Below are 19,840 nucleotides of genomic sequence, written 5' to 3'. Positions count from 1 at the left end.
TCCATCTTGCAGCATGCCTTAAAAGGCGCCTTAGGCTGCATCATATATACAGCCTTTATTATAGAGAGGCAAAGGGCAGAAGTAAATAAACGGACTTAGAGCACTCTTATGCAAATAAGGGGGCTTTCATGCTATAATAGCGTAGACTTCAGTGTGAATCGGTTGAAAGAAGGTCTTTGATGGTAAAACTGTATACAAAACGCGAGCATCTTTTCATACGGTGGCTCATTTTTATGATAGGATTGGTCATTGTGTCATTTGGCATTGCGCTGATGATCCGTGCTGATCTGGGAAGTGCCCCGTGGGATGTTCTTCACATTGGCCTGCGGGATCAATTTGGCCTGACGGTAGGAACGTGGAGCATTATAATCGGCATTATTGTGATTATTGTAACTTCCCTTCTGCAGAAAGAAAAACCGCAGGCAGGCGGAATTGTGAATATGTTCTTAATTGGAGTATTTATTGATATATTTCTTCTTCTTATCGGGACACCGTCTCTCCTGGTTGTTCAAATAGCAATGCTTTTGGCCGGAATTATTATTATCGGCTATGGAATAGGCCTGTATATCGCGCCGGAAGTCGGCGCAGGCCCCCGGGACAGTTTGATGATTGCATTGCATGAACGAACAGGATGGAAAATCTCGAGAGTGAGAATTATGATGGAAACAGTAGTGCTGGCCGCAGGCTGGGCTTTAGGCGGGCCTGTTTTTGTCGGTACGATTCTTTTTTGCCTCGGCATCGGGCAGGTAGTAGGATTTGCTATGCCTCAAACGTCGAAGCTTGTGCATTATTTGATTGAAAGAGGTGGCAGACATGAAAATTTCAACAAAAGGACGCTACGGCCTTACCATAATGATGGCATTGGCAAAAAAACACGGTGAAGGACCGACGTCATTAAAATCCATAGCGCGTGAACATGAACTTTCTGAGCATTATTTAGAACAGCTTATTGCCCCGCTCCGAAACGCAATGCTCGTGAAGAGTGTACGTGGAGCTTACGGAGGCTATATGCTGACGAAGGAACCTTCCGAAATTACAGCAGGTGATATCATCCGCGTACTGGAAGGCCCAATAAGCCCGGTGGAAGTTCTCGAGGACGAAGAGCCGGTAAAGCGGGCACTATGGATAAAAATAAGAGACGCCGTAAAAGACGTTCTCGATAACACAACTCTTGAGTATTTAGCTAATTATAAAGAAGAAGGCGACATGCAGGATTATATGTTCTACATTTAAACTATGCGAGGAGGGGGCGGAAGTGGCCTCAGCCATTTATTTGGATCATGCGGCGACGACGCCCATGCTTCCGGAAGTAATTGAAACAATCACGAAAAGTATGTACGATTCCTATGGTAACGCCTCAAGCATTCATCGAATAGGAAGAGACGCAAGAAAGCTGCTCGATGATGCCAGAAGCAGACTGGCGGAAACGATTCATGCCAACGCTGCAAGCATCATTTTCACGAGCGGCGGAACCGAAGCAAACAACCTGGCGCTTACCGGATATGCCCGTGCGAATAAGGGGAAAGGACAGCATATTATTACGAGTGCTGTTGAACACCATGCGGTACTGCATCCTCTTGAAAAGCTTCAGGAAGAAGGGTTTGAGGTTACGTTTCTACCTGTCGATCATACAGGTGCAGTATCTTTGGAGCAGTTTAAAGCAGCGTTTCGGGAAGACACCATTTTAGTGAGCATTATGCACAGTAATAATGAAACGGGCGTATTACAGCCTGTTGAAGAGATAGCAGCAGTAGTGCAAAATACGCAGGCGGCAATGCATACTGATGCGGTACAGTCATTTGGGCTGTCCAATCTGGATGTAGAAACGCTGGGTGTGGACATGCTTTCAGTTTCCGCCCATAAAATTAATGGACCCAAAGGAACAGGATTTTTATATGTCCGACGCGGTATCCAGCTGGAGCCGATCCACTCAGGCGGGGAACAGGAACGGAAAAAACGAGCGGGAACAGAAAACGTGCCGGCCGCTGCAGGATTTGCCAAAGCAGCAGAAGAGAAAGCGGCTTGTCGTGAACAAACAGCCGCAGACCTGTCAGCTTTAAAAAAACACTTTTTAGGCCGTCTTGAAGAAGAAGCGGTTTCTTTTGCCGTTAATGGGGACATAACCGGGTCCCAGCCGCATATACTGAATATTTTTCTTCCGGGCGTGCAGATGGAATCCTTTTTGGTGCAGCTGGATATGGAAGGCATATACGCTTCCAGCGGCTCAGCCTGCACGGCAGGTTCGATGCAGCCCTCCCATGTAATAGAAGCTATGTATCCAGGGGAAGAAAGAGCCTATTCCTCGATACGATTCAGCTTTGGAACGAGCAATACAATGGAAGATATCGATAAAACAACAGCGGTCATTAGGAAAATAACAAAGCGCTTATAGAAGCGGAAGGGAGAAAAAAATGGCAGTAACACAAAAAGACCGGGCAGATACGAGAGTAGTCGTGGGTATGTCCGGGGGCGTTGATTCTTCAGTCACCGCCGCCCTTCTAAAAGATGAGGGCTATGAAGTAATCGGCATTTTCATGAAAAACTGGGATGATACCGACGACAGCGGATTCTGTACCGCTACAGAGGATTTTGATGATGTAGTAAAAGTCTGTAATCAGCTGGACATTCCTTATTATGCGGTTAATTTTGAAAAGAAATACTGGGACCTTGTCTTTACGTATTTTTTAGATGAATACCGGGCGGGAAGGACGCCGAATCCTGATGTAATGTGCAATAAAGAAATTAAATTCCAGGCATTTTTGCAGCACGCGCTGTCGCTTGGTGCTGACTACCTGGCTACCGGACATTACGCTCAAGTAGAAACAGATAGTAACGGAAATGTCACCATGAAGCGCGGGGTCGACAACAATAAAGACCAGACGTATTTTTTAAATCAGCTGAGCCAGTCACAGATTGAGCAGGTTATGTTTCCGCTTGGAGGCATGAGCAAGCAGAAAGTCCGCGAAATTGCTGAAGAAAAAGGGCTGGCTACCGCTAAAAAGAAAGACAGCACGGGCATCTGCTTTATCGGCGAAAGAAACTTCAAGGACTTTCTTCAGTCTTTTCTTCCCGCACAGCCGGGTTCAATGGTTACCGTCGACGGGGAAGTGAAAGGCGCCCACGACGGCTTAATGTATTATACACTCGGCCAGCGCCAGGGGCTTGGCATCGGCGGAGCCGGTGAGCCTTGGTTTGTTATCCGTAAAGATCTTGAAAGCAATAACCTCATTGTAGGACAGGGTTATCATCACGATGGTCTTTACAGCGACGAACTGGAAGCATCCGGGTTGAACTGGATCAATAAGGCGTACACAGAGCCATTTGATTGTACGGCAAAATTCAGGTACCGTCAGCCGGATCAGGCAGTAACGGTCTATCCATCCGCAGACGGAGGAGCCCGGGTCGTGTTTTATGAGCCGCAGCGCGCGGTAACTCCCGGCCAGTCTGTCGTATTTTATGACGGTGATATCTGCCTTGGCGGAGCAACAATTGAATATGCAGTCAAAAAAGAGGAGAGCGTTGAGGTATAAAACGTTGTCCTCTTTTCCCTCTATTATGCGAACCAACACAAAAGGAGATTTTTTACATGGATACTAATCAACAGGCCCTGCAGGAATTACAAGAAGGAAACATGGAAGAAGCAGCCAGACTATTAAATCAGGCGATTGAAGAAGAGCCGGATAACCCGGTTGCGTATATTAATTTTGGAAACCTGCTTGCCGAACTGGGAGAAGCAGAAAAGGCGCTGCGCTTTTTTGAAAAAGGAATAGAGCTGGACAGCAGTGCAGCCGCTGCTTACTACGGAGCAGGCAATGTCTTGTTTAATGAAGATAAGTTTGCGGAAGCACTTACTATGTACCAGCAGGCCCATAAAGCCGGGCTGGACGACAGCAGTCTTCATTATATGCTGGGTATGGCGTATTTCCAGTCCGGCCGCGTGCCTCATGCGATGGCCTCATTTAAAAGGGCGGTAGAGCTGGATGGTGAGGATACGGAAGCCCGGTTTTATTATGCGATGAGTATGGCCCAGAATGGAATGGTGGAAGAGGCAGTCACAGAGTTTCACATTGTAACAGAGCAGGATCCGGAGCATGCGGATGCTTACTTTAATTTAGGAGTAGGATATCTCCATACAAAAGGGGCAGCGGAGGCGCTTCCTTATTTTGATCAGGCAATTGAGATAGAGCCGGATCATATGCTTGCCCATAACGGGAAAAAAGAGGCAGCTAAGCTATTAAATGAGTAACGGGGGAATATGCGATGAATGATCATTATCCGGAAGCCTATGCCTCCTCTTATATTACCGGCTCCGTCCTTCACATTATTTTCCGGAATGAAGAAAATGGATATACTGTTTTAGTAATCAAAGTAAAAAAGTCAGAGCCAAAGCTCGATGAAAAGAAAATGAGCATTGTCGGTTATTTTCCGGAAATTGACAGCGAAGAAACCTATCGTTTTGAAGGAGCCTATAAAGAACACCCCCGGTTTGGCAGGCAGTATGTTGTCCAATCCTATGAAAAGCTGGTTCCGACGGAAAAAGAAGCATTGATCGGTTATTTATCGAGTGACCGTTTTCCGGGAATTGGGGAGAAAACGGCGGATAAATTAGTTCAGGCATATGGAGAAAACGTTATTTCCCATGTACTTGACGATCCGGACCGTTTAAAAGAAATTGTCGGCTGGAACGAAGAAAAGCGAAACAAAGTATATCAGGCGATGCTGGAAAATCAGGGGATGGAAAGAGCGATTACCCGTCTTACACGGCTTGGATTCGGTATGGAGCTTGCCGTGAAAATTTACAATTCCTATAAAGAACAGACGCTCCATATTATTGAGTCTTCCCCGTATCAGCTTGTGTGGGACATTCAGGGCATTGGTTTTGTAAAAGCCGACCGTCTCGGTAAAAGCCTGGGAATTAAGCATGACGACTTAGAAAGAGTAAAAGCAGGCATTTTATACTTACTGTATGAAAAAACCATGCAGGAAGGCCACGTGTATGTGCCTGCGCTGGACCTGCTTGAAGAAGCGGGAGAGCTTCTGAAAGAAAGGCAGCCGATGGAAGCCGAGCTGTTGACAGAAGGGCTTCAGGTATTGGAACAGGAAGAAAAAGTAAGCCGGGAAGATCAATTTGTCTATGTCTCTTCTTTGTACTATGCAGAAAAAGGCTTTGCAGCAAAAGTACGGCGGATGGCGGATTCTGCAGAGCTTGAAGAAACGTTTCCCGAGTCGGAATTTCTCGAAGCGCTTGGGGAGACGGAGGAAAAGTACAACATTGAATATGCTGAACAGCAGAAGGAAGCGATAAAGCAGGCAATCCATTCTAAAATTATGATTCTGACCGGCGGACCGGGTACCGGAAAAACGACGGTTATCCGTGCTATTGTGGAAGTGTTTGCTTCGCTGCACGGCTTTCCGCTCGATCCGAAAGAGTACAAAAAAGACGAAGCCTATCCTATCGTACTAGCTGCACCTACAGGGCGCGCAGCCAAACGGATGAAGGATTCTACAGGTCTTGCCGCGTCTACTATCCATAAGCTTCTCGGTTTTAACGGCGAGGAAGGAATGGACATTGAAGCGCGGGAGGAAGATTTATACCTGCCCGGCAAGCTGTTAATCATTGACGAAGTATCGATGGTGGACATGTGGCTTGCCAACCAGCTGTTCCGTGCCGTGCCGGACGATATGCAGGTGATTCTCGTCGGAGATGAAGACCAGCTGCCATCTGTCGGGCCGGGGCAGGTGCTGACTGACCTGATTGAATCGAACAAGCTGCCGGTCGTTTCCTTATCTGTCGTATACAGGCAGGCAGAAGGGTCTTCTATTATTGACCTGGCCCACGCAATTAAAGCCGGCGGCCTTCCGGAAGATATCAAAGGAAAATATCCGGACAGGCGGTTTTTCCCATGTTCGAAAACACAGACGGCTGAATTAATTGTAAAAGTGTGCGACGGCGCTGTGAAAAAAGGCTACGATCCAATGGACATCCAGGTGCTTGCTCCGATGTACCGGGGCCCGGCCGGTGTACATGAATTAAACAAACAGCTTCAGCACTTGTTTAACCCGCTTTCCCAAAAGAAAAAAACAGTGAGTTTTGGAGAAGTGACCTATCAGAAAGACGATATTGTGCTTCAGCTCGTTAACAACCCGGAACAGGGTGTGTTTAATGGGGACCGCGGGAGAATTGAAGCTATTTTTGAAGCAAAAGAAACAGCAGACAAACAAATGCAGGTAATTATTACGTTTGATAATAAAGAAGTCACCTATTCGCGTCAGGACTTGAATCAAATTATGCTTGCCTACTGTTCCTCGATTCACAAGTCTCAAGGAAGCGAGTTTCCGATCGTCGTTGTGCCTATGCTGATGGCGTACCGCAGAATGCTGAGGCGCAACCTGGTCTATACGGCGATTACGAGAGCGAAGGATTACTTAATACTCTGCGGAGAGTATGAAGCGTTGGAGCTTGCCGTGCAGACCGAGCATAAAGATACACGCTATACGAGGCTGAAAGAAAAACTCGAAGAACCCACAGATGAAAAGATCAATAAATAAGCAGACACCCAGGAGGGCGCCTGCTTATTTATTTGGAAAACATTCCTTTGAAAGCAAAAGAGACATTCTGCGGCCTTTCGGCAAGGCGGCGCATGAAGTAGCCGTACCAGTCATCTCCAAACGGTACGTAGGTTCTGAATTTGTAGCCGTCCCGGGCAAGAGCCTCCTGCATATCGGTACGAAAGCCATACAGCATTTGGAATTCAAACTGGTCGATGGGAATACAGGCTTTGGCCGTAAAGGCCTGAACGGATTCGATAATCCGGTGGTCATGCGTAGCAATAGCCGTGTAGCTGCCGTTGGTTAGATGCTGTTTAATAACATTCAGGAAGTTGGCGTCAATTTGTTTTTTGTCCTGCCAGGCAACTGCGGGGCTCTCCTTGTAGGCGCCTTTTACCAACCGAAGCGGAACGCCTTTTAAATCGGCAATGTCATCTGAAGCGCGGTATAGATATGCCTGAATGACCGTTCCAACGTTATCATATTCTTTCCTCAGTTCTTTAAGTATATCCAGGGTGAGCTGATAATGAGCATAATCTTCCATATCAATGCGCACAAAAAGCTGCAGGGATCTGGCTTTTTCCACTATGTCTTTCATGAATCGAAGGCAGAGCTCCCGGTCAATATCAAGACCGATCTGTGTTAGTTTCAGTGAAAGGTTGCAATCCGCTCCGTAACGGTGAATTGCCTCAAGCGTTCGCAGAGCATGCTCGGCAGCTTCTTTGGCCTCCTGCTCTTTGGATACAAATTCCCCGAGGTGATCAACAGTCGCAAGCAGGCCTTTGCTGTTCAGGGACTGTACTGTTTTCATTGCACTGTCAATCGATTCTCCGGCAACTACTTTGGCCGCTCCCAGATTAAAGCCCCAGCGTTTGGCACTTTTATTTAGTGTTTTATTTTTTGATAAAAACAAAAAGAAGTTCCGCGAAGTTTTCTGCATAGCCTTCTCCTTTCATTTGGAAAAGCAGTCAGGTCTGTGTCGGCAGTATCTCGAACAAAGAAATATATACTGCCAAAAAGAGTAAAAGGTATGCAGAGATGCATTCCTTTTTACGGGGATTGTTTACATTATCGTAGCATGAAAGACATAGATGTAAAGAGGAATAAAGAAGAGAAAAATAGGAAAGATATTTGACAGAAAGGTAAATATTCGATATAAAAGAAAAGAGAATAAAGATAACACGTTGAAGGAAAAAGTACGTTTTCCACCCAGTACAGAGACTGTTTAGAACGCTGAGATAAACAGAGGGCGCAGGAAGGCGGAAAGCTGGTCCAGAGTGCACGGTAATGCGTGCCGCTTCGCTGCGTTACAAGCGTTCAAGTTGACGAAGTGTATTCTTCGTAAACAGGGTGGTACCGCGAGTAATCTCGTCCCTGCGTCCAGGGGCGGGATTTTTTTGTCTGCATAATTTTATGATTAGATTGGCTAAATCCAAGGGGGAACCAACAGATGCAACAGCATACTTCAGCACAGGTAAGACAGATGTTTTTAGATTTTTTTAAAGAAAAAGGACACGATATTGAACCGAGTGCTTCGCTTGTTCCAAGTGAAGACCCAACGCTTTTATGGATCAACAGCGGCGTAGCTACGCTGAAAAAATATTTTGACGGCCGTATCGTGCCGGACAATCCAAGAATCGCAAACGCTCAGAAGTCCATCCGCACCAACGATATTGAAAATGTCGGAAAAACCGCCAGGCACCACACGTTTTTTGAAATGCTTGGAAATTTTTCAATAGGCGACTATTTTAAAAAAGAAGCCATTGAATACGCGTGGGAATTCCTCACGTCAAAAAAGTGGATCGGTTTTGAACAGGAACGCTTATCTGTTACTGTGCATCCGGAAGACTTTGAAGCATATGATTTATGGAAAGATGTAGTCGGCCTGCCGGAAGAAAGAATTATCCGCCTGGAAGAAAACTTCTGGGATATCGGCGAAGGCCCAAGCGGACCGAACACGGAGATTTTCTATGACCGCGGTCCCGAATACGGCAATAATGAAAAAGATCCGGAGCTTTATCCCGGCGGGGAAAACGACAGGTACCTGGAAATATGGAATCTCGTATTTTCCCAGTTTAACCATAATGCGGATGACACGTACACGCCGCTGCCCAAAAAGAATATAGATACAGGAATGGGACTCGAGCGGATCGTTTCCGTTATCCAGGATGCACGGACCAACTTTGACACGGATTTATTTCTGCCGATCATGAAGGAAATTGAAAGGTTCGCCGACGTTCCCTACGGCCAGAAAGAAGAGTCGGATGTATCCTATAAAGTGATTGCCGATCACATTCGTACCGTTGGGTTTGCTATCGGAGATGGGGCGCTTCCATCCAATGAGGGACGCGGCTATGTGCTGCGACGCCTGCTTAGAAGAGCAGTTCGCTACGCAAAGCTGATCGGCATTCATGAGCCGTTTATGTTTCAGCTGGTGCCGGTCGTTGGAAGTATAATGAAAGAGTATTACCCGGAAGTACAGGATAAAGAAGCTTTTGTTCAAAAAGTTATTAAAAATGAAGAAGAGCGGTTTCACGAAACACTCAGTGAAGGCCTGCATATTCTGTCCGATATTATGAAAAAAGCAGAAACAAATGATACGACGATTATACCGGGAGAAGAAGTATTTCGTCTGTATGACACGTATGGTTTTCCTGTGGACCTGACAGAAGAATACTTGACGGAAGCCGGATTCACCATGAACCGCGACAGCTTCCAAACTGCTATGCAGGAACAGCGCACCCGGGCACGGGCGGCAAGGAAATCGACCGGTTCTATGCAGACGCAGGATTCGCTGTTATCGGATTTGAAAGAAAAAAGTGAATTCATAGGATACAATCAGCTGGCAGCCCGGACTACGGTCAGTGCGCTCATTCATGACAAACAGTCTGTGGAGGAAGTCTCGACAGGAGAAACAGCTCATATTCTGCTGGATCATACGCCTTTTTATGCAGAAAGCGGCGGACAGACTGCCGACACAGGAGTCATTACGACAGAGAGGGCCAAAGCGGAAGTCACGGATGTGCAGAGAGCACCGAACGGCCAGCATCTGCATGCTGTTACCATTAAAGAAGGAACGCTGAAAAAAGGAGACCTGGTCCAGGCTCAGGTGGATTCGTATACACGAAAAGATATTGTAAAAAACCATACCGCTACGCACTTAATGCACCAGGCATTAAAAGATGTTCTTGGAGAACATGTGAACCAGGCCGGCTCGCTGGTTACTGGAAACAGACTGCGCTTTGACTTTTCCCATTTTGGACAAGTAAAGGCAGAAGAGCTGAAAGAAATCGAACGAAAAGTAAACGAAAAAATTTGGGCGGATATTCCTGTAGTCATTGAAAGCAAAAAGATAGACGAAGCAAAAGCAATGGGCGCCCGGGCGCTCTTTGGGGAAAAATACGGCGAAGATGTACGCGTCGTTCAGATTTCCGACTACAGCATTGAATTGTGCGGCGGGTGCCATGTAAATAATACGGCTGAAATCGGTATTTTTAAGATTGTCTCCGAAGCAGGGACAGGCGCTGGTGTGAGAAGAATTGAAGCGCTGACCGGTCAGTACGCATACGGACATATGAACAGCCAGATTGAAACGCTTGAACAAGCAGCCGAGCTGTTAAAAGCTAAATCTATTGATGATGTGCCCGGCAGAATTGATGCGCTGCACCAGTCATTAAAAGATCTGCAGCGTGAAAATGACTCCATGTCGTCCAAACTCGGCAATGCAGAAGCGTCCACTCTATTGAATAAAGTAAAGCAGGTAAATGGTGTTTCTGTAATTGCAGAAGCAGCCGCCGCGAAAGATATGGATGCTATGAGAAATACAGTAGATGAATTAAAACAACAGCTGGGATCCGGTGTTGTGGTGCTTGGAGCAGTCAATAACGGTAAAGTACAGATTGTAGCAGGGGTTACAGAAGATTTAATCAAAAAAGGATACAAAGCCGGAGATCTTGTGAAGCAGACGGCAGCTATCTGCGGAGGCGGAGGCGGCGGACGTCCCGATATGGCACAAGCCGGTGGACGTAACCCGGACAAGCTTCAGGAAGCACTGGATTCTGTGCCGGGTATGGTGGAATCTATTTCCTAAACGCTTTGAAATGTTGTACAATGGTACACGAAGAGACAGGTGAACTATTTCTTTAAATGCATAATCATAGCATGTCTGCCTATATTCTATGGAAATACAAACAGAACAGTTTCTTTCATTAGAAAAGACAGGCAGATCGAAGGAGGCAGCATGGTGGATCCGAAAGATAAAACCGTAAAATTTAACGTGCAGGATGAATTATCCACCGATTTGCAAGCGGAAGAAGTCCTTTTAAAAGTATATGATGCGTTGAAAGATAAAGGCTACAATCCGATTAATCAAATAGTAGGCTATCTTCTCTCCGGCGATCCTGCCTATATTCCCCGCCATAACGAAGCAAGGGCACTGATCAGGCGGCTGGAAAGAGATGAACTGCTGGAAGAATTAGTACGGTCATACGTACAAAAAGGCGGCGGAAATGGATAGAATACTCGGACTTGATGTTGGATTAAAAAGAATCGGCGTTGCGCTTTCTGATCTGATGGGCTGGACTGCCCAGGGGCACGACACAATTCACTTAAAAAGCAGTGCCACAGAAGAAGCGTTTCCGGCGATTAAAAAGATGGTAGATGAAAATGAAGTGGCTGTTGTCGTAGTAGGACTGCCTAAAAACATGAATGGCACTATTGGACCCAGAGGGGAACAGTGCCAGGAGTTCGCATCGGCACTGGAAACGTATATTAATATTCCTGTTGTTCTCTATGATGAAAGACTCACAACCCAGGCTGCCCAAAAAACACTTATTCAGGCTGATGTCAGCCGAAAAAAGAGAAAACAGGTAGTTGATAAAATGGCTGCTGTGTTAATATTACAGGGATACCTTGACAGGAATCAAAATTCTTTACAATAAATGGAGGCGTTATTTTTGTCTGAAGAAGAAACAGAACGCATTGTAATACCCGACGAAGAAGGAAATGAACATTTGTTTGACGTTCTTTTTACTTTTCCTATTGAAGAACTGGGCCATTCTTATATAGTGGTCACTGCTTCCGGAAACCAGGAAAGTGAAGATGAAGAGATTGAAATTCTGGCATTCCGCTATCAGGAAGGCGACAATGAGGACGATATCGCACTAGAAGAAATAGAAACAGATGAAGAGTGGGACATGGTTGAAGAAATGATTAATACGCTTGCGGATATGGAAGAATAGCAGCAGGCGGGTCTGCAGTACAGAAAAGCGCTGCCCCTGTTTTTACAGGGCATGAGCGCTTTTCTTTGTACTTTTTTTAGGTATGACGGAATATTCAGTATGAAGAAAGGGGAGTCCCGTGGAAGAAACTAATCACCCCAAAAGAAAAAGACCGTTTTTAAAGAAAAAAAGATCCATTGTATTTTTATCTGTTCTTCTGATTGTAATTCTGGCGGCAGCCGCTGGCAGCTGGTATGTAATGCAGGCTATGAGTCCAGTAGACAGCAGTGGGCCGGAAGAAGTAGACATGGAAATAGCACAGGGAGATTCGGCCGCTGATACAGCAGCTATGCTCGAAGAGAATAACTTAATACATAGCGACGCAGTCTTTCGATATTACTTAAGAGTCACAGCAGATTCCACTATTCAGGCCGGTCACTACATGTTTTCACAGGATATGACGATGAGAGAGATCGCCGGGCAGCTCGAAGAAGGGCCAAATGCAGAACCCGGTATTGCCTTTACGGTGCCGGAAGGAGTCTGGCTCGAAGATATTGCGGCTGTTATTTCCGAGAATACACCTTATTCGGAAGAAGAAGTAGCTGCCGAATTAGACAGCCCTGAATTTATAACGGAGGCTGTAGAGCAGTATGATATTGTAACAGAAGAAGTAGATAATGAAGAAATACTTTACCCGCTGGAAGGATATTTGTTTCCTTCCAGGTATGAATTTTTTGATGAAGAAACAGAGCTTAAGGTCATATTGCATGAAATGATTGAACGTACAGAAGAAAGTATGGTAGAATACGCTTCACAAATAGAGGAGAGCGGCTACACCGTTCACCAACTTTTAACGATCGCCTCTATTGTAGAAAGAGAGGCCCAGTATGACGTGGACCGGCCGCTGATTGCAGGGGTGATTGAAAACAGGCTGGACGCGGATATGCGTCTGGAAGTAGACCCTACTGTTGCTTACGCTATAAGGGAACACCGTTATATGACGTCATATGACGATCTGGACACGGAATCCCCTTATAATACGTATCGGAACGCCGGCCTTCCACCAGGCCCGATTGCAAGCCCGGGGCTGGCATCCATTCAGGCGGTGCTGGAGCCGGAAAGCACGGACTATATTTTCTTCTACGCCCGTCCTGGTGGAGAAGTGATTTATAATGAATCCTTTGAAGCGCATCAGCAAACCCAGGAGCAGTACCGCAGTGAATGGGAAGATGGAAGGCAGCAGGAGGAAGAGATTGATTAAAATCCTTCTATGAAGGGAAAGTATAATAGTAGGAGAAATCTATTTCCAAATTTCATCAATTTTAATTGAAATATGGTAAAAAAATGAGTATGATAATAACAATGGAAATAGAGACATCGCTTACATTTTTAATGGGAATTTACGCACGAACAACTTTAGAGCTTTTAAGCTGAGAAAGAGGAGTGACCATGGCAATGGCAGAAGAAAAGCAAAATTATATGACTGAAGAAGGTAAAAATAAATTAGAGGAAGAATTGAATTTCCTTAAAACGGACCGCCGCACAGAAATTGTAGAACGCATTAAGGTAGCGAGAAGTTTCGGTGACTTATCCGAGAACTCGGAGTACGATGCTGCAAAGGACGAACAGGCTTTTGTAGAAGGACGTATCGGACAAATTGAAAACATGCTAAAAACGGCTATCATGATTGAGGAAGACAAAAGCAACAATTCCGAAGTAGCTCTCGGTAAATCTGTCACTTTTAAAGAGCTTCCGAATGGCGAAAAAGAAATGTACACTATTGTCGGCAGTGCTGAATCCGATCCGCTGGAAGGCAAAATATCAAATGATTCTCCTATGGCTCAAAGCCTGCTTGGCAGAAAAGTCGGAGAAGCTGTTATGGTTAACACTCCCGGCGGCGAGATAGAAGTAGAAATTATTGAAGTGAGCTAAACCATACAAGCAATCACTGCCGCTGAAAAAGCGGCAGTTTTTTTATTTGGAACCAAATAGGACATATTTCCCGGTTTCCGGCTGGTTACATATTTTACAATTGTGTGTGAAAAGTTTAAAAATGATAAATTCTTTTAGATAACATTGTATAATAGGAAAAAGTAGTGTAGTTTTTTTATTAGGATACATAAGGAAAGTGGCAGGTGAATAATGAAATGGATAGAAATAACCGTGGATTTGGTGAAGAAAAAAGATACGGCATGCGTCGCAAAAAAAGAATGAACCGTCTTTTAAATGCAGCGATAGCTATAGTAGCAGTCCTGATTTTGTTTTTCTCTATTACGCTTCTTTTTACAGGGAATGACGAGGCTTCTGACGAAGAAGAAAATCAGGACCAGACAACAGAACAAACGGAGACAGAGGATACAGAACAGACAGAAGAAGAGATGACGGCTCCGGAGGAAGAGCCGGAAACTTCTGAATCTGAAGAGGCTCTGGAATCATCAGAAGAAGCGGAGCCTGCCCAGGAAGAAGAAACGAATACGACAGAAGAAACAGAAAGCAGTACACAAGAAGAGCAGGTTACAGACGAGCCTGCCAGTACAGAAGAAGACGAAGAGACAGCGGAGCAGGGGCAGGAAGAGCCTTCTTCAGATGCTGCCGAGCAGGGAGAATGGGAGCCGGTTGGCACAGAGCAAAGCGGATCTTTCAGCCCAAGCTTTGATAGGGACGGCCAGAATTGGGCCGAAATGGTGACTGCACTAAGCGCAGCGACCGGCTTGTCTGAAGATGAAATGACGATCTACAGACTGGAAAACGGAGGAAGTCCGACGACGGCAGTCGGAACCGTATCTACGAGTGAAAACCGCAGCACTCCGTACCAGGTAGAAATGGAATTTGTCGAAGGCCAGGGCTGGCAGCCGACAAACGTAGAAGTATTAAGCAGCAACCCTTATTAAAATGTAGTTGATCCAGCAAACCCCCCTCACCGATAGTGAGGGGGGTTCTGTGCGGCAGCTGTCATTTTCAGGCAGGCTTACCGGGAAGGGGCAGCCTTAAAATGAACAGAGGCAGTAAATACCGGACGGCCGTACTCGGGATGATAGTAGACGTGATGCTGGACGTGGTGCACTTCAAGCATAATCGCTTCGTTGACTTCGATTTTCTGCTGAATGGCATCTTCTAATTTTTTTATGTGATCTGCTTCAAAAAACTCAACTTTATCTTTTAATGGACCTACGCTGATATTCAATAGAATGAACCCTCTCTTTGTCTAATTGTAGAAAACAATTGCCGTCTAATAGTATAATGGATAAGTTGCAGTGAACCGAAAGCAAATAAAAGGAGCTGGGTAGAATGAAAATAGGAATTATAGGAGCCATGAAAGAAGAGGTAGAGATTCTTCAACACTCGCTGTCTTCCTTACATAAGAGTACGAAAGGCGGATGTATCTTTTTTGAAGGCACGATAGACGACCAGGAAATCGTGCTGCTGGAATCAGGGATAGGTAAAGTAAATGCAGCAATAGGCACTACTTTATTAATTGATACCTATGCACCGGATGTAGTTATTAATACAGGCTCTGCAGGTGGATTCGATCCTGCTTTAAAAGTGGGAGATCTGGTCATTTCTACAGAAGTACGCTATAACGATGTAGATGCCACCGTATTTGGTTATGAGTTTGGCCAGGTTCCTCAAATGCCGGCTGCTTATCCTGCAGATGAGAGATTAATCACAATGGCTGAAAATGGAGCTGCAGCAGGCGGTCTCCAGGCAGCCTCCGGGCTGGTATTATCAGGAGACTCTTTCATGAGCAGCGAGGTCAGAGTGAACGAACTAAAAGAAATGTTCGAAAAGCCGCTCTGCTCAGAAATGGAAGCAGGAGCGATTGCTCAGGTCTGCCACCGCTTCCAGGTGCCATTCGTGATAACACGTTCTTTAAGTGATATTGCCGGATCCGAAGCAAAGCTTTCCTACGATCAGTTTCTCGTGACCGCCTCCAAGCATTCAGCAGAACTTGTTATTCATATGGTAGGACAGCTGGCAGAAAATAATCAACCGTTTGTAACCTGAAGAAAATGACGGAGAAGCCTGGCCGTCAGTCCCCAAATAATATAGTCATTGTATTCGTAAAAATATTCGGGAACGGTGGCAGTACGCCAGGAATAGTTCTCTCCTCCCGGAATGAGAGAGAAGGGAAACGAGTCTTCCGGCTGTACTTGTAAATATATATTATGTTTAACCGGAGGATTTTCGTGAAAATAAGCAAGCGGCACAGTGAACAACTCACCAACTTCAGCCGGGTTTGGCGAAAGCACCGCAGATTGGGAGATATGGCCGGCAAACGCATAAATAATATGATTATACGGGGTCACGAGTTTATCCAATGAACCTGCGAGCGTAATATCATTCCGGTTAACCCCTGTTTCTTCCATTACTTCACGGATGCATGCTTCTTCCTCGTTGGCATCCTCTGCATCTACTCTGCCGCCGGGAAAGCATATTTCGCCGGGCTGGCTGTTCATATGCGCAGCACGTACTTCAAACAGCACATGAGGCGCCCCTTCTTTTTCAATAATTGGTATCATTACAGCTGATTTATGAAAGTGATCTTCCCCGAGTATGCGGGAAGGTCTCTTTTTTATCTGCTCAAACATTTGATCTAATTGATTCAAGAGACATTCTCCTTTCTCCTTTCTATGATACCAAACTATAACGGGAAAGGAGAATGTTTTCATTCAGGGTGCGGGTGGTATAGAAGAGAAAGGAGGCTGTTACCAATGAGTGATCAAGATAAAGAGAAAGACATCAAAAAAGACGTAAATCAGGAACAACCGCCAACTGCTTTTGAGGATCCGATGCCTTTAGAAGATATCAAACAGGAAGAACGTGACACAAAAAAGAAGCATAAATCAAAAGATTCTTCTTCCAGCCAAGTGAAAGATAAATTAAAAGATAAGCTAAAAGGAAACAAATAATAAAAAAAGCTCCGGCCTGCAGATAATGCAGGCCGGAGCTTTATATTACAGATAACGATTAAACCATTCTGCCATGTATTTCAGGCGGTGAATACGAAGCGCGGGAGGGCCGCCGCGGCTCAGCTCGTGATTGGAGTGCGGAAACCTTAAAAATTCCACCGTTTTATCAAGCTTTTTTAAACCGATAAAGAGCTGTTCTCCCTGTTCAATCGGGCAGCGGTAATCCTGTTCTCCATGCATGATAAGAAGAGGGGTGGAAACATGATTAATATACTTAAGCGGGGAGAAATTCCAAAGTTCTTCCGGACTCTCGGGGAGGCTTTTCTTTAATTCCCACTCTGTGAAAAAGAAGCCAATATCACTTACGCCTTGAAAACTAAGCCAGTTGGAGATAGAACGCTGCGTGACAGCGGCTTTAAAGCGGTTTGTGTGTCCTACTATCCAATTCGTCATAAAACCGCCGTAGCTGCCTCCTGTGACGCCCAGGCGGCTTTCATCAAGGAAAGAGTACGTCTTAAGCACGTAATCAACAGCACTCATTAAATCGGTATAGTCTTTTCCGCCGTAATCGCCGCGGACAGCATCAACAAAAGACTGGCCGTATCCGTGGCTTCCACGGGGGTTCATGTATAAGACAGCGTATCCCTGTGCTGCCAGGTACTGCATTTCGTGAAAGAAGGTATTGGCGTACATTGCGTGCGGGCCGCCGTGTATTTCAAGTACCAATGGATATTTCTGCCCCTCTTCAAACTGGGCAGGGCGCATCAGCCATCCTTGAATTTCCCAGCCGTCCTCTGCTTTAAAAGAGAGTGGTTCCGGAATCGATATATCTACTTTGTTTAAAAATTCATTATTTACATCTGTCAGCCGCACATGTGCTTCTGCCTTGCGCTGTATTTCAAAAAAGTCGCCAGGGTTGGAGGGATCGCTTATGCCGACTATAAAAAAGTCTTTTGCCGCATGATAGGAAAAGCCGAATAAATGATTTTCTTCTTCATGCACGGCTTCGATCTCGCCCAGCATATCCATTTGATAAAGCCCGGTACTGCCTCTTTCACTGGCGAGAAAATATATATGTTTCTGATCCCTTGACCAGACCGGACCCGGATTAGGATGGGAGGAGCGGACATCCCCGATAGCGGCATCGCCAATCTGCACATCCCATTTCAGCGTCATACAAGTATTTTCTTTTGTATGCGAATTGATAATCCATACCTGATTAATGGTCGCACCTTCGTATTCGAGTTCATGGCCGATGGCAGAAATGTACTTTCCATCACCGGACCAGTTCGCCATCGTGAAAACACCGGTTGACTCCGTCATTTTTTCCAGTTCTTCCGTTTCCAGATGAAGTACAAATAAATCCATCACCGACGATTTGTCTTCGTCTTCATTACGATTTGCACTGAGTGCCAGACGTTTGCTGTCAGGAGCCCAGCTTAGCCCGGAATGGTCAAAAGGCCCTTTGGTTAACAGTCTTGTCTTATTGGATTTCAAATCGAGCAGAGCAGCATGCTGCCTTGTCTCATCATGAAAGCCCTTTGCATCTGATTTATATTTCAGGCGGTTCACTAAAAGCGGTTCCATGGATTTTTTGTCTTCTACCGGCTTGTCATCTGCAAGAATCGCTGTGGAATCAACTGCTGCAATAAAAGCAATGGACTGACTGTCCGGAGCCCAGGCGGCTTCCGTAATGCCGCCTTTCACATTCGTATATCGGCGGGGTTCTCCGCCGGCTGAGGACATAAGCCAGATCTGGGTACTTCCGGAGCGTGAAGAAAGAAATAAAAGCTCGGAGCCATCCGGTGCCCATTGCGGGCTGTGGTCCCGTACTTCACCAAATGTCCACTGCACCGGCTTGTCATCTGTCAAATGCTGAATATAAATATGAGAATAATAAAGGTCCTCTTCGCCGGCATGTTTTTTAACAAAAGCGTATTTTGTTCCTTCTTCTGATATATGTGGTTCACTCACTACAGCAATCTGCTTAAGATCTTCTGCAGCAATCGGTCGTTTTTGTAAAGACACAGATACTCATCTCCTTTGATAGCAATTCATTAGTATGTAAGTCTTATGTATTAAGTATAGTAAAATAATGTAGGAAACACAATCACTCTTCAGGATAAATAGTTTGGTAAGAAAAAGTGAAAGATTATCTTACATATTTGATGATTTGTCTGCATTAACTCCCTATAATTACAAATAACAGGAAGTCATTCATCCCTTTTGAAGGAAAATCGGTTTCGTTCAAAAGGTTTCTGGCTCACCCTCCAGAGTATTAATGTTTCCTGTAAGCCGTGAATAACAGGCTCTCCTTTAGGCATCACTCTCTCTCCCTTTGAAGCCATTGCCGGATACCGGCAATGGTCCTTTTTCATTTGCAGGGCATACCCGGATCAAAAATAATTAATCCGGTACATATTCAAATTCGATTTCATTTATTTTTCTGCTGAATTTAATATGAAGAGAATGATCCTTGAAATACCAGGCATCCTTTTGCTCAATAAAAAAAGTAATGCCGTCTTTTTCCATTTGAGTAACGGGGGTAGAGGGAACAGATACTTCTACACCGATTGAAAATCCGGCAATAAGCTGGGGGCTTCCGCCGTAACGAACGTAAAAGCGGACCGCATCATTTTTATTCAGGTTCATTTCATCTAAAAACCATTTAAATGCGGGCTGGGTCATTGTAATATTCATCATTTATACCTCCTATGTGTTTACCATACTATTCCCTTCCAAGCGTGCATAAAACTATGTAAAAAAGGATCTGACAGCGTCAGATCCTTCTTTGATTCATTAATATTTGTAAATTAGTTAACAGCGTCTTTTAACTGCTTACCTGGGCGGAATGCTGGGTTTTTAGTTGCAGGAATTTTGATTTCTTCACCTGTTTGCGGGTTGCGGCCTTTACGGGCTGCACGCTCGCGTACTTCAAAGCTGCCGAAGCCTACAAGCTGAATTTTGTCACCCTTTTTAAGAGTGTCTGTGATGCTTTCAAATACAGCGTCTACTGCTTTAGAAGCATCCTTTTTTGAGATATCTGCTTGTTCTGCTACGGCGTTAATCAAATCTGTCTTATTCATCAAAAAACTCCCTTTCATTCCTAGTAATGTATAACTTCACTTACAAATTTACTCATGAATCCTTGCTATGTCAAGT

General features: G+C 45.2%; 21 protein-coding genes. 15 read left to right on the top strand and 6 right to left on the bottom strand.

Annotation, left to right across the window (positions count from 1 at the left end; all coding sequences use genetic code 11):
- Positions 1-179: 179 nt before the first annotated feature.
- From AC5W2J_RS07305 to recD2, 6 genes are read left to right on the top strand one after another with little or no spacing between them, the layout of a single operon-like run.
- Complete coding sequence (locus AC5W2J_RS07305; RefSeq protein ID WP_496058815.1) at positions 180-881, top strand: YczE/YyaS/YitT family protein; 702 nt, start codon at positions 180-182, stop codon at positions 879-881.
- Positions 814-1,233 carry a cysteine metabolism transcriptional regulator CymR gene (gene cymR / locus AC5W2J_RS07300; protein ID WP_120193466.1) on the top strand — a complete coding sequence of 140 codons (420 nt, stop codon included), beginning with the start codon at positions 814-816 and terminating at the stop codon, positions 1,231-1,233. Before AC5W2J_RS07305 ends, cymR begins: the two co-directional genes overlap by 68 nt.
- Before the next feature lie 22 nt (positions 1,234-1,255).
- A complete protein-coding gene (locus tag AC5W2J_RS07295) occupies positions 1,256-2,392 on the top strand; it encodes a cysteine desulfurase family protein (RefSeq protein ID WP_496058814.1) in 1,137 nt (378 codons plus the stop codon).
- A gap of 19 nt (positions 2,393-2,411) precedes the next feature.
- Positions 2,412-3,530, top strand: coding sequence for a tRNA 2-thiouridine(34) synthase MnmA (mnmA, locus tag AC5W2J_RS07290; RefSeq protein WP_496058813.1), 1,119 nt, complete (start codon positions 2,412-2,414; stop codon positions 3,528-3,530).
- 56 nt (positions 3,531-3,586) lie between these two features.
- Complete coding sequence (locus AC5W2J_RS07285; protein ID WP_496058812.1) at positions 3,587-4,246, top strand: tetratricopeptide repeat protein; 660 nt, start codon at positions 3,587-3,589, stop codon at positions 4,244-4,246.
- Between the two features lie 14 nt (positions 4,247-4,260).
- A complete protein-coding gene (gene recD2, locus AC5W2J_RS07280; protein WP_496058811.1) occupies positions 4,261-6,549 on the top strand; it encodes an SF1B family DNA helicase RecD2 in 2,289 nt (762 codons plus the stop codon).
- 28 nt (positions 6,550-6,577) lie between these two features.
- Here recD2 and AC5W2J_RS07275 read toward each other — a convergent pair whose 3' ends face one another.
- Complete coding sequence (locus AC5W2J_RS07275; protein ID WP_496058810.1) at positions 6,578-7,489, bottom strand: proline dehydrogenase family protein; 912 nt, start codon at positions 7,487-7,489, stop codon at positions 6,578-6,580.
- A 510-nt stretch (positions 7,490-7,999) separates the two neighbouring features.
- On the opposite strand from AC5W2J_RS07275, the gene alaS reads away from it, so the two are divergent.
- The 7 genes from alaS to AC5W2J_RS07240 all read left to right on the top strand — a co-directional run bounded on the left by alaS (position 8,000) and on the right by AC5W2J_RS07240 (position 14,659).
- Positions 8,000-10,639: an alanine--tRNA ligase gene (gene alaS / locus AC5W2J_RS07270; RefSeq protein WP_496058809.1), complete on the top strand. Its 2,640-nt coding sequence runs from the start codon at positions 8,000-8,002 to the stop codon at positions 10,637-10,639.
- A gap of 153 nt (positions 10,640-10,792) precedes the next feature.
- Positions 10,793-11,065, top strand: a complete 273-nt coding sequence (locus AC5W2J_RS07265; RefSeq protein WP_120193588.1) for an IreB family regulatory phosphoprotein — start codon at positions 10,793-10,795, stop codon at positions 11,063-11,065.
- Positions 11,058-11,489 (top strand): Holliday junction resolvase RuvX, encoded by a 432-nt coding sequence (ruvX, locus tag AC5W2J_RS07260; RefSeq protein ID WP_496058808.1) that lies wholly within the window; start codon positions 11,058-11,060, stop codon positions 11,487-11,489. Before AC5W2J_RS07265 ends, ruvX begins: the two co-directional genes overlap by 8 nt.
- Before the next feature lie 15 nt (positions 11,490-11,504).
- A complete protein-coding gene (locus tag AC5W2J_RS07255) occupies positions 11,505-11,789 on the top strand; it encodes a DUF1292 domain-containing protein (RefSeq protein ID WP_496058807.1) in 285 nt (94 codons plus the stop codon).
- 118 nt (positions 11,790-11,907) lie between these two features.
- Positions 11,908-13,029 (top strand): endolytic transglycosylase MltG, encoded by a 1,122-nt coding sequence (mltG, locus tag AC5W2J_RS07250; protein WP_496058806.1) that lies wholly within the window; start codon positions 11,908-11,910, stop codon positions 13,027-13,029.
- A 194-nt stretch (positions 13,030-13,223) separates the two neighbouring features.
- Positions 13,224-13,700 (top strand): transcription elongation factor GreA, encoded by a 477-nt coding sequence (gene greA / locus AC5W2J_RS07245; protein WP_496058950.1) that lies wholly within the window; start codon positions 13,224-13,226, stop codon positions 13,698-13,700.
- 215 nt (positions 13,701-13,915) lie between these two features.
- Positions 13,916-14,659: a YrrS family protein gene (locus tag AC5W2J_RS07240; protein ID WP_496058805.1), complete on the top strand. Its 744-nt coding sequence runs from the start codon at positions 13,916-13,918 to the stop codon at positions 14,657-14,659.
- 77 nt (positions 14,660-14,736) lie between these two features.
- Here AC5W2J_RS07240 and AC5W2J_RS07235 read toward each other — a convergent pair whose 3' ends face one another.
- On the bottom strand, positions 14,737-14,952 hold the full coding sequence (locus AC5W2J_RS07235; protein WP_496058804.1) for a DUF2536 family protein: 216 nt from the start codon (positions 14,950-14,952) through the stop codon (positions 14,737-14,739).
- Between the two features lie 104 nt (positions 14,953-15,056).
- Between AC5W2J_RS07235 and mtnN the strand changes: the two genes are divergently transcribed.
- Positions 15,057-15,773: a 5'-methylthioadenosine/S-adenosylhomocysteine nucleosidase gene (mtnN, locus tag AC5W2J_RS07230; RefSeq protein ID WP_496058803.1), complete on the top strand. Its 717-nt coding sequence runs from the start codon at positions 15,057-15,059 to the stop codon at positions 15,771-15,773.
- On the opposite strand, the gene AC5W2J_RS07225 is transcribed toward mtnN, so the two are convergent.
- Positions 15,755-16,375, bottom strand: coding sequence for an NUDIX hydrolase (locus AC5W2J_RS07225; RefSeq protein WP_496058802.1), 621 nt, complete (start codon positions 16,373-16,375; stop codon positions 15,755-15,757). The genes mtnN and AC5W2J_RS07225 overlap by 19 nt on opposite strands.
- 105 nt (positions 16,376-16,480) lie before the next feature.
- On the opposite strand from AC5W2J_RS07225, the gene AC5W2J_RS07220 reads away from it, so the two are divergent.
- Positions 16,481-16,678, top strand: a complete 198-nt coding sequence (locus AC5W2J_RS07220; protein ID WP_496058801.1) for a YczO family protein — start codon at positions 16,481-16,483, stop codon at positions 16,676-16,678.
- A 45-nt stretch (positions 16,679-16,723) separates the two neighbouring features.
- Here the strand turns inward: AC5W2J_RS07220 and AC5W2J_RS07215 are convergent, their stop codons facing one another.
- The 3 genes from AC5W2J_RS07215 to AC5W2J_RS07205 form a co-directional block, all read right to left on the bottom strand.
- Positions 16,724-18,706: a prolyl oligopeptidase family serine peptidase gene (locus AC5W2J_RS07215; protein WP_496058800.1), complete on the bottom strand. Its 1,983-nt coding sequence runs from the start codon at positions 18,704-18,706 to the stop codon at positions 16,724-16,726.
- Positions 18,707-19,084: 378 nt separating this feature from the next.
- Positions 19,085-19,378, bottom strand: a complete 294-nt coding sequence (locus AC5W2J_RS07210) for a HesB/YadR/YfhF family protein (protein ID WP_496058799.1) — start codon at positions 19,376-19,378, stop codon at positions 19,085-19,087.
- A 113-nt stretch (positions 19,379-19,491) separates the two neighbouring features.
- Positions 19,492-19,764 (bottom strand): HU family DNA-binding protein, encoded by a 273-nt coding sequence (locus tag AC5W2J_RS07205; protein WP_120193451.1) that lies wholly within the window; start codon positions 19,762-19,764, stop codon positions 19,492-19,494.
- Positions 19,765-19,840: the final 76 nt, after the last annotated feature.

This window comes from Sinobaca sp. SA16-1 (assembly GCF_059510515.1).
This window is presented reverse-complemented; position numbering and strand designations above follow the sequence as displayed.

Excerpts from the sequence above, each read along its gene's own strand:
- AC5W2J_RS07305 (WP_496058815.1), top strand. The coding sequence starts at position 180 with ATGGTAAAACTGTATACAAAACGCGAGCATCTTTTCATACGGTGGCTC.
- cymR (WP_120193466.1), top strand. The coding sequence starts at position 814 with ATGAAAATTTCAACAAAAGGACGCTACGGCCTTACCATAATGATGGCA.
- mnmA (WP_496058813.1), top strand. The coding sequence starts at position 2,412 with ATGGCAGTAACACAAAAAGACCGGGCAGATACGAGAGTAGTCGTGGGT.
- AC5W2J_RS07285 (WP_496058812.1), top strand. The coding sequence starts at position 3,587 with ATGGATACTAATCAACAGGCCCTGCAGGAATTACAAGAAGGAAACATG.
- recD2 (WP_496058811.1), top strand. The coding sequence starts at position 4,261 with ATGAATGATCATTATCCGGAAGCCTATGCCTCCTCTTATATTACCGGC.
- AC5W2J_RS07275 (WP_496058810.1), bottom strand. The coding sequence starts at position 7,489 with ATGCAGAAAACTTCGCGGAACTTCTTTTTGTTTTTATCAAAAAATAAA.
- alaS (WP_496058809.1), top strand. The coding sequence starts at position 8,000 with ATGCAACAGCATACTTCAGCACAGGTAAGACAGATGTTTTTAGATTTT.
- ruvX (WP_496058808.1), top strand. The coding sequence starts at position 11,058 with ATGGATAGAATACTCGGACTTGATGTTGGATTAAAAAGAATCGGCGTT.
- greA (WP_496058950.1), top strand. The coding sequence starts at position 13,224 with ATGGCAGAAGAAAAGCAAAATTATATGACTGAAGAAGGTAAAAATAAA.
- AC5W2J_RS07240 (WP_496058805.1), top strand. The coding sequence starts at position 13,916 with ATGGATAGAAATAACCGTGGATTTGGTGAAGAAAAAAGATACGGCATG.
- mtnN (WP_496058803.1), top strand. The coding sequence starts at position 15,057 with ATGAAAATAGGAATTATAGGAGCCATGAAAGAAGAGGTAGAGATTCTT.
- AC5W2J_RS07220 (WP_496058801.1), top strand. The coding sequence starts at position 16,481 with ATGAGTGATCAAGATAAAGAGAAAGACATCAAAAAAGACGTAAATCAG.
- AC5W2J_RS07210 (WP_496058799.1), bottom strand. The coding sequence starts at position 19,378 with ATGAATATTACAATGACCCAGCCCGCATTTAAATGGTTTTTAGATGAA.
- AC5W2J_RS07205 (WP_120193451.1), bottom strand. The coding sequence starts at position 19,764 with ATGAATAAGACAGATTTGATTAACGCCGTAGCAGAACAAGCAGATATC.